Source organism: Streptomyces sp. NPDC038280 (genome assembly GCF_055600045.1).
Genome location: NZ_JBVJYZ010000001.1, coordinates 644,916 through 657,866, shown reverse-complemented (window position 1 = coordinate 657,866; position 12,951 = coordinate 644,916). Strand labels below are relative to the sequence as shown.

Sequence of the window (12,951 nt, the reverse complement as noted above, 5' to 3'; positions counted from 1 at the left end):
GGTCCCGGATCCCCCCGCCCCGGCGCGAGGGCGGCGCGCGGGGCCAGTGGCGGATCGGTGCCCGCGGTGGCCCGGGGGGTGGGCGGGGCGGCCTCACGGACCCGTCCGCGGGGCGGGTCTCTTTCGCAATGGCTGATAAATGACAAAGCCTCACAGGGAACACACAGTTCAATATTTCGGCCCCGTGGTGTGACCGGCGCATATGCGTTTTCGGGCGCCGTTCGGCCGGGAGCCCGGCGATTGTGCGGAATGACTGATTCGCCGTACGGCGCGTGATCATGAAAGCGTCATGAGAATTGACACGCTTATGTCACGCTGGCAAGAATCACGGCGTTCGCTCGACGAGTGGGCATTGGTACAAACCAAACGCCTGAATTGGGGGAGAGATGAACATTCGAAAGAGCATGGGTCTCGTCGGAGCCGGCGCCCTGCTGATGCTCGGCTCGGGGGTGGCGCTCGCGCCGGCCGCGACCGCGGCGTCCACGGGCACGGGCCAGGCGGTCTCCAACTCGCAGTCGGCCCAGGGTCAGGTCAAGACCGGCGTGGCCTCGAAGTCGCAGGACAAGTCGCTCGGCAGCAAGGCCGCCGCCAAGGGCGAGATCAGCGCCATGGCGAACTGCTGGAACGGCTGGACCTCCGGCCGGAACTTCTACATGACGTGTTCCGGCAACGGCTACCGCGTCTACGTGGACTGCTCCAACGGCTACCGCTACACGTTCGGCACGTACTACTACGGCACCTGGAACCACACGCTGACCTGCCCCTCCGGTACGTACGCCATCTGGGGCGGCTCGATCGGCGGCTGATCCGGGCCCGCTCGTCCCCGCCGAACGGACCGGCCCGGCCGTGTCCGGCCGACCGATCGCGGCGGAACGTCACTGCTGAAGACCGAATCCGTGGACTGTCCGGACAGCCCACGGATTCGGTCTGTCCGCGTTCCCCGACGGAATGATCTGCTCCCGTTCTTCTCAGCTTAATTTCATGAACCTCTCATCGGTCTCTCGGTGCGCTGCCGGAATCATGATTGACGCACCCACGGTGCGGAAAATTCCAGAGATTCGATGAGGAGTTCGCGTTGAAACTGCAGCCGCTAAGCCGAATTGCGATGACGTCCGTCGCCGTGTTGCTTCCGGCCGTCGTGCTCACAGGGTGCGGGTCCGGCGAGAAGAGCGATGTCCCTTCCGCCGGCGGCACGAAGTCCTCCAGCCCCTCGACGCAGAAGCCGGGCGGCGGTGACCCGGACGCCTCCGTGCTGAAGTTCGTACGGTGCCTGCGCGACAACGGCCTCAAGGTCGACGACCCCGAGACGAACGGCAATGTCTCCATCCAGGTCACCGACACCCAGGACCAGGCGAAGATCGACAAGGCGCAGAAGGCCTGCAAGCAGTTCATGGACCAGGGCGGCAGCAGTGGCGGCGGCGCGGCCCCCGGGGGAAAGGAGACCGAGGAGCACAAGGTCTGGCGCCTCAAGGTCGAGAAGTGCCTGCGCGCCAAGGGCTTCGAGATGGGCGACATCAAGGAGGGCCAGCAGGCGGCGCACGAGAAGGCGTCGAAGGACTGCTACAAGGAGGCCGGCCCGGTTCCGGGTGAGGGGCAGTGAAGCACGCCACCGGTGAGCACCCCACCACCGGCGATCCGGCCACCAGCGGTCCCGCGAGCACTCCCGGGGCCGGCCCGGCGGCAAGCACCGTGGTCGGCCCCCCGCACGGCGGCGACCACGACACCGTGACCCATCCCGACGACCACGCACCCCACGCCCCCCGCGCCCGTCGCACCCGCGCCCTGCTGGTCTCCATCGCCGTCGTGCTCGCCGCCGGAACCGTCGTCGCCGTCGTCCTCCGTGACCGACCGGGCGGCAACCCCCCCGCCCCGCTCGCGGAGACGGCGGCGACGACACCCGTCACCCGTGGCGACCTCGCCGCGACGGACAAGCTCGACGGCACCCTGGAGTACACCGACGAGGTGTACCTGCCCAACCGCCTCGCCGGGACGGTGACCTGGGTGGCCGGGCCGGGGGACACCGTCTCCAGAGGCGGTGTCCTCTACCGCCTCGACGAGAAACCCGTGGTGCTCCTGTACGGGAGCATCCCCGCCTACCGGGCCTTCGGGCCGGACATGTCCGACGGAGGCGACGTACGCCAGCTGGAGAGCAACCTCGCCGCCCTCGGCTACACCGGCTTCACCGTCGACGAGGAGTTCACCGAGAACACCGCCCGCGCGGTCAAGCGCTGGCAGCGCGACCTCGGGCTGCCGAAGACCGGGCAGCTGGAACTCGGCCGGGTGCTGTTCGCACCCCAGGCGGTGCGGGCCGGCGCCGCCGACCGCAAACCCGGTGACGCGGCACAGAGCGGCAGCCCCGTCCTCGCCACCACCAGGGCGGAGCGCTCGGTGACCGTGAAGGCCACGATGTCCCAGCAGCAGCTCCTGCCCGTCGGCAAGCAGGTCCTGGTCACTGTGCCCGGCCACGAGAAGCCGGTTCCCGGCAAGGTCACCTCGGTCGGCACGGTGATCGGCGGCGGAGGGGGCGGTGACAAGGACGGCGACGACGGCGACAAGGACGGCGGGAAGAACCCCCAGGGAGGCGACCGGACGGTGGTCGTACGGATCGCCCTGCTCGACCAGAAGGCGGCCGGCACCCTCACGTACGCCCCGGTCCGCGTCGCCGTCGAGAGCGAGCGCCGCAGAAACGTCCTGTCCGTGCCGGTCGCCGCGCTTCTCGCCCTGCGCGAGGGCGGTTACGGCCTCCAGGTCGTCGAGGGCGACAGGACGCGGATCATCCCGGTCACGACCGGCCTGTTCAGCGGCGGCAGGGTCGAGGTGTCGGGCACCGGCGTCACCGAGGGTCTCAAGGTCGGGACCCCCGCCCTGTGAACGCCATCAGCGAGGTGACCGACGCACCGGCCGACGCGACGGCTCCGCCCGACGGCCCCGTCATCGAGCTCACCGGAGTCACCCGCAGCTACCCCGGCAGCCCGCCCGTCCACGCCGTACGCGACCTGTCCCTGCGGGTCATGCCCGGCGAACTGCTCGCCGTGGTCGGCCCCTCGGGGTCAGGGAAATCGACCCTCCTCAACCTGATGGGCACGCTGGACCGGCCGACAGCCGGCCGGGTCGCCATCGCCGGATACGCCGTGGAACGGCTCTCCGACCGTGAGCTCTCGGCGCTGCGGGCCGAGCACATCGGCTTCGTCTTCCAGCAGTTCTTCCTCACCTCCGGAGTGAGCGCCGTCGACAACGTGGCCGAAGGCCTGCTCTACGCGGGGCTCTCCCGGCGGGCCAGGAACGCCGCGGCCGTCGAGAGCCTGCGCCGGGTCGGCCTCGGACACCGGCTGCACCATCGCCCGCACGAGCTGTCCGGCGGTGAACGGCAGCGGGTCGCGCTGGCCCGCGCGGTGGCGGGGCGGCCCTCCGTGCTGCTCGCGGACGAACCCACCGGGTCGCTCGACACGGCGTCCGGCGCGAGCGTCGTCGCACTGCTCCGGGAACTCAACGCCGACGGCACGACCATCGTGGTCATCACCCACGACACGGAACTGGCCGCCCAACTGCCGCGCCGGGTCTCCATGCGCGACGGCCGGATGGCCGAGGACGCCGGCCGGCCCCGCAGCTCGCCGTACACCGGTCCCACCGGCGGGGAGGCCGCCCGATGACCCCCTCGCGCACCCCGAACCCCACCCGCGCTTCCGGGTCCCGAAGCTCCCGTCCCGCCCTGCGCCCGGCCCGCCTCGGCCCGCTCGACGTCCTGCGCCTGAGCCTGTCCGGGCTCCGGGCGAAACCCCTGCGGGCCGTGCTGTCGGCCGCCGGGATCTCCATCGGCATCGCGGCGATGGTGGCGGTGATGGGCATCTCCACCTCCAGCCGCGCGGAGCTCCAGGCCACGCTCGACACCCTCGGGACCAACCTGCTGCACGTGGAGGCGGGGGAGTCCCTGACCGGCGGCGAGGCGAAGCTGCCCACCGGCGTGACCGGCATGGTGCGCCGGGTCCCCCCGGTCACCGACGCCAGCGCCGTCGGCGCGGTCGACGCCAAGGTCTACCGCTCCGACCTGATCCCCAAGGAGGAGACCAACGCCCTGGAGGTCTTCGCCAGCCAGCCCGACCTGCTGACCACCCTGGGCGTACGCACCTCCCACGGCGTCTGGCTCAACGGGGCCACAGGGAGGTACCCGGCGGTCGTGCTCGGGTCCGCCGCGGCTCGCAGACTCGGTGTCGTCCGGGCGGACCCGGACGTGCAGGTCCTGATCGGGGGCCGTCCGTTCACGGTGATCGGCATCCTGGAACCGGTGGTGCTCGCTCCCGAGCTGAACAGCTCCGCGCTGATCGGTTTCGAGGCCGCCCGGCGGACCCTGGACTTCGACGGCCATCCCACGGCCGTCTACGTCCGGGCCGAGGAGCACGCGGTGAACGACGTCCGCGCGGTGCTCGCCCGTACGGCCAATCCGGAACAGCCCGACGCGGTACGCGTGGCCCGCCCCTCGGACGCGCTCGCCGCGAAACTCGCCGCCGACGAGGCGTTCACCGGGCTGCTGCTCGGCATCGGAGCGGTCGCCCTGCTGGTCGGTGGCATCGGTGTCGCCAACACCATGGTCATCGCCGTCCTCGAACGGCGCGGTGAGATCGGACTGCGCAGGGCACTGGGTGCCACCCGCGGCCAGGTCCGCAACCAGTTCTTCACCGAGTCCCTGGTGCTCTCCGGGCTCGGCGGCTGCGGCGGCGCGGTCCTCGGGCTGCTGATCACGACGCTGTACGCGCAGCACCGGGGCTGGCCGGTCGCCCTGCCCGCGGTGGCCGTCGTGGCCGCGGCGGCGGGCACGCTGGTCATCGGGGCGGTGGCCGGGCTGTATCCGGCGATGCGCGCGGCCCGGGTCTCCCCGACGGTGGCGCTGGCGGCCGGCTGACGCCGTACCGCCCCCGGGGGGAGCCGGGCCTGCCGGAGCCCGGCCGCCTGCCAGTAGCGTGGGGGCATGGTGCGATTGAGAGTGGAGTTCACGACCGAGCCCTTCGACCTCGACGAGGCGCCCGCCCACGCGGTGGTCGCGCGCGAGGTCATCCAGGCGGCCCAGCTGGACGCGGTCGACGTCGGTCCCTTCGGCAACACGGCGGAGGGCCGCGCCGAAGCCGTCCTGGACGCGGTCGACGCGCTGCTGCGCCAGGCCCTGGGCGCGGGCGCCACTCGCGTCTCCCTCCAGGTCAACGTGATCGAGGAGGGCGAGAAGTGAGCGAGCCCAGAGACCACCACCCGCTGGTCACCGCCGTGAAGCCGCTCGTCGACGCCATGGGGGCGGAGATACTCGTCCCCGAGCTGGCCCAGCCCGACGACGTCGTCCTCGCCTGGGAGGGCGAGGACGTGCTCGCCGTACGCCTGCCGCAGCTGTCGGACTCCCTCGACCACATCCTCGCCGCCATGGAGCGGCGGCACGGGATGCCACTGGCCGAGCTGGACCGCCGGGTGAAGCAGGAGATCGTGCGCACACTGGAGGCCAGGGGCGCGTTCTCCGTACGGCACGGTGTGGAGACCGTGGCGGGGGCCCTCGGGGTCAGCCGCTTCACCGTCTACAACTACTTGAACAGGGAGAATCCCGCCAAGGGCGGCTAGTAGATCGTGTTGGCCAAGAGTCGTCGTCCAGATGTCGGGACGGCGGCTTTTGCGTAGCCCGATTTTTCAACAAAGTGTTGACGTGGTGTTGCGGGAGGGCGTTAGCTATCCGCAGCCCGTCCGACGCACAGCGAAAAACAGCCACGGAGGCTTCCCGTGACTTCAGGCACGACACCGGGCCTCACCCGGTTCAACACCTCGGAGGACAGCGACGCTGTCGCCGCGCTCCACGAGGTGTGTTCCAGCTCGGCGTGGGGGAGCAAGATTCTCGCCCAGCGCCCGTACACCACCGCAGAGGCTCTCTTCCTCGCCAGCGACGCCGCCATGGCCGAGCTGTCCGCCGAGGACCTGGCCGACGCGATGGCGGGCCACCCGCCGATCGGTCGCCCGAAGGCCGGGGACCCGACCTCCTCCCGCGAGCAGAGCGGGATGGCCGGAGCCTCCGAGGAGCTCAAGGCGGAAATGCTCGAACTCAACCTGGCCTACCAGGACAAGTTCGGCCATGTCTTCCTCATCTGCGCCACCGGCAGGACCGGCGAGCAGATGCGTGACGCGGTCCGTGAGCGGATCGAGCACACGCCCGAGCAGGAGCGGGAGATCGTCCGCACCGAGCTGGGCAAGATCAACCGCATCCGGCTGACCCGTCTCGTAGAGGAAGAGAGCGCATGAGCACGGAAACGACCGCCTCGGTGTCCACGCACATCCTGGACACCAGCATCGGACGCCCCGCCGAAGGCGTGGCCATCTCGCTCGAGGCCCGCAGTGGCTTCGACGGCGAGTGGGTCGCGCTCGGTGGCTCGGCCACCGACGCGGACGGGCGTTGCAAAGACCTGCCGGCGCTGCCGGAGGACACCACCCATGTACGTCTCGACTTCGAGACCGAGGCGTACTTCTCCAAGAAGCAAGCCGAGGCGCAGCAGGACGCCCCCCGCGTAAGGGACAGCGGTGCGTTCTTCCCGGAGGTGGCGATCACGTTCGCCGTCAAGCCGGGCGAGCACTACCACGTACCGCTGCTGCTCAACCCGTTCGGCTACTCCGTTTACCGAGGGAGCTAGCAGACATGCCCACGATTCTCGGCCAGAACCAGTACGGCAAAGCAGAGAACCGCGTCGTCAAGATCACGCGGGACGGCGACACCCACCACATCAAGGACCTGAACGTCTCCGTCGCCCTCTCCGGCGACATGGAGGACGTGCACCTCTCGGGCTCCAACGCCAACTGCCTTCCGACCGACACCACCAAGAACACGGTGTACGCGTTCGCCAAGGAGTACGGCATCGAGTCCGCCGAGCAGTTCGGCATCCACCTCGCCCGTCACTTCGTGACGAGCCAGGAGCCGATCCACCGTGCGCGCATCCGCATCGAGGAGTACGCCTGGGAGCGCATCGAGACCTCCGAGGCCAACTCCCAGTTCATCGGCTCCGACGAGGTCAAGCACTCCTTCGTCCGCAAGGGCCAGGAGACGCGCGTTTCGCAGATCACCTACGACGGTGAGAAGTGGGAGGTCATCTCCGGCCTCAAGGACCTCATCGTCATGAACTCCACCAACTCGGAGTTCTGGGGCTATGTCAAGGACAAGTACACCACCCTCCAGGAGGCGTACGACCGCATCCTGGCGACCCAGGTGTCCAGCCGGTGGCGGTTCAACTGGACCGACGACGAGCAGCGCATGCCCAACTGGGAGAAGTCGTACGCGCAGGTCCGCAGGCACATGCTCGAGGCCTTCGCCGAGACGTACTCCCTCTCGCTGCAGCAGACCCTGTACCAGATGGGCTCGCGCATCATCAACCACCGTTCGGAGATCGACGAGGTCCGCTTCTCGCTCCCGAACAAGCACCACTTCCTGGTGGACCTCGAGCCGTTCGGTCTCAAGAACGACAACGAGGTCTACTTCGCGGCGGACCGTCCCTACGGTCTGATCGAGGCCACCATCCTTCGGGACGGCGTCGAGCCGCAGATCCCGGTCGACATGACCAACCTCTGACGCGGGACTGAGTACGTCCCCGCCCGTCCGAAGCAGGGCGGGGACGTACCAGACCGGAGGGAACTCCCATGGCATCGCCTGCATCGGGGCCGGTAGCAGAAGGCCCGTGTTCCTCCCCACCGGCGCATCCGGTGGCCCCCTCCGTCCACCCGGTGGACGAGAAGCTTCCCGGCTCGCGGCTCGTGCCCGCCGCGCTCCAGCACATCGCCGCCATGTACGCGGGCGTGGTCACCCCTCCGCTCATCATCGGCCAGGCCGTCGGCCTGGACGCGGCCGGGATGACCCGGCTGATCGCCGCGAGCCTGCTCATCGCGGGACTCGCGACCCTCCTGCAGACCCTCGGTGCCGGCGGGTTCGCCGGAAACCGGCTGCCGTTCGTCAACGCCGCCTCCTCGGCCGGCATCGCCCCGATGCTCGCGATCGCCGAGACCAGTGCTCCGGGCCACCAACTCCCCGCCATCTACGGCGCGGTGATGGTCGCCGGTGTCTTCTGCCTCGCCGTCGGCCCGTTCTTCGGCCGGCTCCTGCGCTTCTTCCCGCCGCTCGTCACCGGCGTCGTCATCACCCTCATCGGGGTCACCCTGATGCCCGTGCCCGTGAGCTGGGCCCAGGGCGGCGCCGAGGAAGCCGCCGACTTCGGCGCCATGAAGTACCTGGCGCTTGCCGGCTTCACCCTGGTCGTGATCCTTCTCTTCCAGCGCTTCGCCAAAGGCTTCCTCAAGCAGATCGCCCTGCTGCTCGGCCTGTTCATCGGCACCCTCGCGGCGATCCCCTTCGGCATGGCCGACTTCTCGGCCCTGCGCGAGGCGCCCGTCGCCGCGCTGCCGGCGCCCTTCGCCTTCGGCGCCCCGGAGTTCCAGCCCGCGGCGATCCTCTCCCTGTGCATCGTCATGCTGGTCCTGATGACGGAGTCCAGCGCCGGGATGCTCGCCCTCGGCGAGATCTGCGAGCGCCGGACCGACGGCGGGACCATCACCAGGGGCCTGCGCACCGACGGCATCGCCACGCTGCTGGGACCCGTCTTCGGCGGCTTTCCCACCAGCGCGTTCGCACAGAACGTCGGTGTCGTCACCCTGACCCGCGTACGCAGCCGCTACGTCGTCGCCGTCGCCGGCGGCGCGCTCCTGGTCCTCGGGGCCTTCCCGATGCTCGGCGCCGTCGTCTCGCTGGTGCCGATGCCCGTACTGGGCGGCGCCGGAATCGTCCTCTTCGGTTCCATCGCCGTCAGTGGCATCCGTACACTCTCGGAAGCCGGGCTCGACGACAGCTCCAACATCATCCTGGTGGCCGTCGCCCTCGGAGCGGGCATCATCCCGCTCGCCGCGCCCACCTTCTACGCGGACTTCCCGGCCTGGGCACAGACCGTGCTCGGCTCCGGCATCAGCGCCGGAGCGCTTGTCGCGGTCACGCTCAACCTTTTCTTCCACCATCTCGGCACCCGGGCCCGTCACACGGTTCCGGCACTCAAATCCCCCTAGGGTCCTGCCGTGCCCCGCCCCCGAGGACTTCGCCCGGTCCGGGGGGTTCCCCCAGCCACAGACAGACAAGGAAGCACCATGGCAGCATCGGCAGCCCAGCGCATCGTCATCGAGAACTGTGCGATCGCGACCGTAGACGCCAACGACACCGAGTACGCCTCCGGCTACATCGTCGTCGCCGACAACAAGATCGAGTCCATCGGGGCCGGCAAGGCGCCCGAGGGCCTGGAGAACGTCGTACGCCGCATCGACGGCACCGGCCACCTGGTCACGCCCGGCCTGGTCAACACCCACCACCACTTCTACCAGTGGATCACCCGGGGTCTGGCCACCGACCACAACCTCTTCAACTGGCTGGTCGCGCTCTACCCGACGTGGGCGCGCATCGACGAGCCGATGGCCCGCGCCGCCGCGCAGGGCTCGCTCGCCATGATGGCCCGCGGCGGTGTCACCACCGCGATGGACCACCACTACGTCTACCCGCAGGGCTCCGGCGACCTGTCCGGCGCCATCATCGGTGCCGCCTCGGAGATGGGTGTCCGCTTCACGCTGGCCCGTGGCTCCATGGACCGCAGCGTGAAGGACGGCGGCCTGCCGCCGGACTTCGCCGTCGAGACCCTCGAGGGCGCGCTCGCCGCGACCGAGGAGACCGTCAAGAAGCACCACGACGCCTCCTTCGACGCGATGACCCAGGTCGCCGTCGCGCCGTGCTCCCCGTTCTCCGTCTCCACCGAACTGCTCAAGCAGGGTGCGGAGCTGGCCCGACGCCTCGGTGTGCGCCTGCACACGCACGGCTCGGAGACCGTCGAGGAGGAGCAGTTCTGCAAGGAGCTGTTCGGCATGGGCCCGACCGACTACTTCGAGTCGACCGGCTGGCTCGGCGAGGACGTGTGGATGGCCCACTGCGTCCACATGAACGACTCGGACATCGCCGCCTTCGCCCGTACGAAGACCGGTGTCGCCCACTGCCCGTCCTCCAACGCCCGTCTGGCCGCCGGCATCGCCCGCGTCCCGGACATGCTGAAGGCCGGCGTCCCGGTCGGCCTCGGCGTCGACGGCACCGCGTCCAACGAGTCCGGTGAGCTCCACACCGAGCTGCGCAACGCCCTGCTGATCAATCGTCTCGGCGCCCACCGCGAGGCCGCCCTGAACGCGCGTCAGGCCCTGCGCCTCGGTACGTACGGCGGCGCCCAGGTCCTCGGCCGCGCCGACCAGATCGGCTCGCTGGAGGCCGGCAAGCTCGCCGACCTCGTCCTCTGGAAGATCGACGGCCTCGGCCACTCCTCCATCGCCGACCCGGTCACCGCCATCGTCTTCGGCGCGGCGGCCCCGGTCACCGCGTCGTTCGTCAACGGCAAGCAGATCGTCGAGAACAACCGTCTGCTGACCGTCGACGAGGACGCCATCGCCCGCTCCGCGCGGGACGAGGCGCAGCGCCTGGCGCGGATCACCGCGCAGGCCTGAACCCCCTGATAGTCCGGCTGGGGGGGACGGCCCCCGGCCGGCGGCCATGGACCCGAGCGGGGTCCGTGGCAGCCGTTCGGGGGGTGACCGTACGAAAAGAGGTACGGCACCCCCCGCACGGTGACTCGTGTCCGTTGACCGGACACGGCACTGGGCAGCTTCACCGAGCACGACCGCGCGGCACCCCCACGGCGCGCGCCAGCAGTACTGCACCACCTGCACCACGCACCACTTCGCACCACCTCCCTGATATCCGCGTCACCGCCGACGTGTAACCGACCGGAGGAACCGCCGTGGCCGCCAAGCCCAGGTTTCACAATGATGCAGACGCCGCAGCGCCCGACGACCGGAAGCACCCGGTCGACGAGACGCTCCCACCCCTGAAGATGTTCACCAGCGGTCTCCAACACGTGGCCGCGATGTACGCGGGCGTGGTGGCCCCGCCCATGATCGTGGGGCCCGCCGTGGGCCTCGACGCCAAGGACACCGCGTTCCTGATGGGCGCGAGCCTCTTCACCGCGGGCATAGCCACCCTTCTCCAGACCCTGGGATTCTGGCGGGTCGGAGCCCGCCTGCCCTTCGTCAACGGAGTCTCCTTCGCCGGTGTGACTCCCATGATCGCCATCGGCAAGGACCGGGGATACGACGGCGTCGCCGTCATCTTCGGCGCGATCATCGTCGCCAGCGTGCTGGGATTCGTCCTCACGCCGTACTTCTCCAAGCTGGTCCGCTTCTTCCCGCCCGTCGTCACCGGCACGGTGATCACGCTGATCGGCGTCTCCCTGCTCCCGGTGGCCTTCAACTGGTCCCAGGGCGGCAATCCGACGGCCCCCGACTACGGCTCGATGAAGAACATCGGCGTCGCCGCGCTGACCTTCGTCATCGTGCTCGCGCTGCGGAAACTGCTGCGGGGCTTCCTGCAGCAGATCGCCATCCTGCTCGGTCTCGTCGCCGGCACGCTCATCGCGATCCCGATGGGCATGACCCACTTCGACGCTATCAAGAACGCCGACGTCGTCGGCTTCCCGACGCCGTTCCACTTCGGCGCCCCGCAGTTCGAGATCGCCGCGATCATCTCCATGTGCATCGTGATGCTCGTCTGCATGACCGAGTCCACCGCCGACATGCTCGCCCTCGGCAAGATCGTCGACCGGCCGGCCGACGAGCGGACCATCGAGGGCGGTCTGCGCGCCGACACCCTCGGCAGCGCCATCAGCCCGCTCTTCAACGGCTTCATGTGCAGCGCCTTCGCCCAGAACATCGGCCTGGTCGCCATGACCAAGGTGCGCAGCCGCTTCGTCGTCGCGGCCGGCGGCGGCATCCTGATCCTGCTCGGCCTGTGCCCGATCGCGGCCTCCGTGATCGCGCTGGTTCCGCTGCCGGTCCTCGGCGGCGCGGGCATCGTCCTGTTCGGCTCGGTCGCGGCCAGCGGCATCCAGACCCTGGCCACCGCCGCGCTCGAGAAGGGCGAGAACGCGCTGATCGTGGCCGCCGCCGTCGGTATCGGCCTGATCCCGATCGCCGCGCCGGAGTTCTACCACGCCTTCCCGAAGGACCTGCTGGTCGTCCTCGACTCGGGCATCAGCACCGGCTGCGTGGTCGCCATCGTCCTGAACCTGGTCTTCAACCACCTGGGCAGGCGGCGCGACGAAGCCGGGACCCCGGAATCCGTCCCGGCCACCGATCCGGCGACGGTGGTGGCTGTCCACTGAGTACGGTGCGTCTCCCGATGGCCGGTCCCCGCCCGCGAGGCGGGGACCGGCCCGTCGTGGTCCTCATCAACCCCAACACCTCACAGGCCACCACGGAGATGATGACGGCGATCGCCCGCCGGACCCTGGGCGATCGGTTCGCCGTCCGGGGTGTGACGGTGGCGGAAGGCCCCCGGATGATCGTCACCGAGAGCGCGCTGCGGGCAGCCGCGCCGCAGGTGCTCGCGGCAGGACGTGAGGCGACCGCCGGTGGCGACTGCGCCGCGATCCTGGTCGGCGCCTTCGGCGACCCGGGCGTGGAGGAGCTCCGGGCGCTCACCGATGTGCCGGTGGTCGGACTCGCCGAGGCCGCGCTCGGGGAGGCGGCGGCCGGGGGAGTCCGGTTCGGCGTCGCGACGACGACACCGGAGCTGGCCGGGGCGATCGCGTCCCGCGTGGCCGGGCTCGGCCTCGCCGAGCAGTACACCGGTGTCCGGCTGTCGGGCGGGGAGCCTCAACGTCTCGCCGAGGATCCCGAGTTGCTCCGGGAGCGACTGGCGGGCGCGGTGGCCGCGTGCATCGAGCGGGACGGCGCGCAGACCGTCGTCATCGGCGGCGGGCCGCTGGGCGAGGCGGCCGAGGCGCTGCGTGAGCGGTTCGACGTGCCGGTGGTCGGGCCGGTCCCGGCCGCGTGCCGGCGGATCGTACGGGCGCTGGTGAACGGCTGAGCTGTCCAACT

The 12,951-nt window shown here is 70.1% G+C and carries 14 protein-coding genes; all 14 read left to right on the top strand.

Features of this window, described 5'->3' with window-relative positions; genetic code table 11:
* The first annotated feature begins 386 nt into the window (after window positions 1-386).
* The 14 genes from ACZ7J0_RS02905 to ACZ7J0_RS02840 all read left to right on the top strand — a co-directional run bounded on the left by ACZ7J0_RS02905 (window position 387) and on the right by ACZ7J0_RS02840 (window position 12,940).
* Window positions 387-806 carry a hypothetical protein gene (locus ACZ7J0_RS02905; protein ID WP_470883357.1) on the top strand — a complete coding sequence of 140 codons (420 nt, stop codon included), beginning with the start codon at window positions 387-389 and terminating at the stop codon, window positions 804-806.
* Window positions 807-1,105: 299 nt separating this feature from the next.
* Window positions 1,106-1,600: a hypothetical protein gene (locus ACZ7J0_RS02900; RefSeq protein ID WP_470883355.1), complete on the top strand. Its 495-nt coding sequence runs from the start codon at window positions 1,106-1,108 to the stop codon at window positions 1,598-1,600.
* Entirely contained in the window at window positions 1,597-2,871 is a 1,275-nt protein-coding gene (locus ACZ7J0_RS02895; protein ID WP_470883353.1) for an efflux RND transporter periplasmic adaptor subunit, read from the top strand. The genes ACZ7J0_RS02900 and ACZ7J0_RS02895 overlap by 4 nt, the downstream gene beginning before the upstream one ends.
* 5 nt (window positions 2,872-2,876) lie before the next feature.
* Entirely contained in the window at window positions 2,877-3,650 is a 774-nt protein-coding gene (locus tag ACZ7J0_RS02890; protein ID WP_470884109.1) for an ABC transporter ATP-binding protein, read from the top strand.
* Entirely contained in the window at window positions 3,647-4,897 is a 1,251-nt protein-coding gene (locus tag ACZ7J0_RS02885; protein ID WP_470883351.1) for an ABC transporter permease, read from the top strand. The genes ACZ7J0_RS02890 and ACZ7J0_RS02885 overlap by 4 nt, the downstream gene beginning before the upstream one ends.
* A 69-nt stretch (window positions 4,898-4,966) precedes the next feature.
* Window positions 4,967-5,218, top strand: a complete 252-nt coding sequence (locus ACZ7J0_RS02880) for a thiamine-binding protein (protein WP_470884107.1) — start codon at window positions 4,967-4,969, stop codon at window positions 5,216-5,218.
* A 56-nt stretch (window positions 5,219-5,274) separates the two neighbouring features.
* On the top strand, window positions 5,275-5,595 hold the full coding sequence (locus ACZ7J0_RS02875; protein ID WP_468704820.1) for a helix-turn-helix domain-containing protein: 321 nt from the start codon (window positions 5,275-5,277) through the stop codon (window positions 5,593-5,595).
* Window positions 5,596-5,751: 156 nt separating this feature from the next.
* Window positions 5,752-6,264: a 2-oxo-4-hydroxy-4-carboxy-5-ureidoimidazoline decarboxylase gene (gene uraD, locus ACZ7J0_RS02870; RefSeq protein ID WP_470883349.1), complete on the top strand. Its 513-nt coding sequence runs from the start codon at window positions 5,752-5,754 to the stop codon at window positions 6,262-6,264.
* Window positions 6,261-6,650, top strand: coding sequence for a hydroxyisourate hydrolase (uraH, locus tag ACZ7J0_RS02865; RefSeq protein WP_470883347.1), 390 nt, complete (start codon window positions 6,261-6,263; stop codon window positions 6,648-6,650). The genes uraD and uraH overlap by 4 nt, the downstream gene beginning before the upstream one ends.
* Window positions 6,651-6,655: 5 nt before the next feature.
* Window positions 6,656-7,579: a factor-independent urate hydroxylase gene (gene pucL / locus ACZ7J0_RS02860; RefSeq protein WP_470883345.1), complete on the top strand. Its 924-nt coding sequence runs from the start codon at window positions 6,656-6,658 to the stop codon at window positions 7,577-7,579.
* Window positions 7,580-7,647: 68 nt separating this feature from the next.
* Complete coding sequence (locus ACZ7J0_RS02855) at window positions 7,648-9,057, top strand: nucleobase:cation symporter-2 family protein (RefSeq protein ID WP_470883343.1); 1,410 nt, start codon at window positions 7,648-7,650, stop codon at window positions 9,055-9,057.
* Between the two features lie 78 nt (window positions 9,058-9,135).
* The gene (locus tag ACZ7J0_RS02850) at window positions 9,136-10,521 is read left to right on the top strand and encodes an 8-oxoguanine deaminase (RefSeq protein WP_470883341.1); all 1,386 of its coding nucleotides are present in this window, start codon (window positions 9,136-9,138) and stop codon (window positions 10,519-10,521) included.
* A gap of 293 nt (window positions 10,522-10,814) precedes the next feature.
* Window positions 10,815-12,233 (top strand): nucleobase:cation symporter-2 family protein, encoded by a 1,419-nt coding sequence (locus ACZ7J0_RS02845; protein ID WP_470883339.1) that lies wholly within the window; start codon window positions 10,815-10,817, stop codon window positions 12,231-12,233.
* Window positions 12,234-12,250: 17 nt separating this feature from the next.
* Window positions 12,251-12,940, top strand: coding sequence for an aspartate/glutamate racemase family protein (locus ACZ7J0_RS02840; RefSeq protein WP_470883337.1), 690 nt, complete (start codon window positions 12,251-12,253; stop codon window positions 12,938-12,940).
* Window positions 12,941-12,951 lie beyond the last annotated feature (11 nt).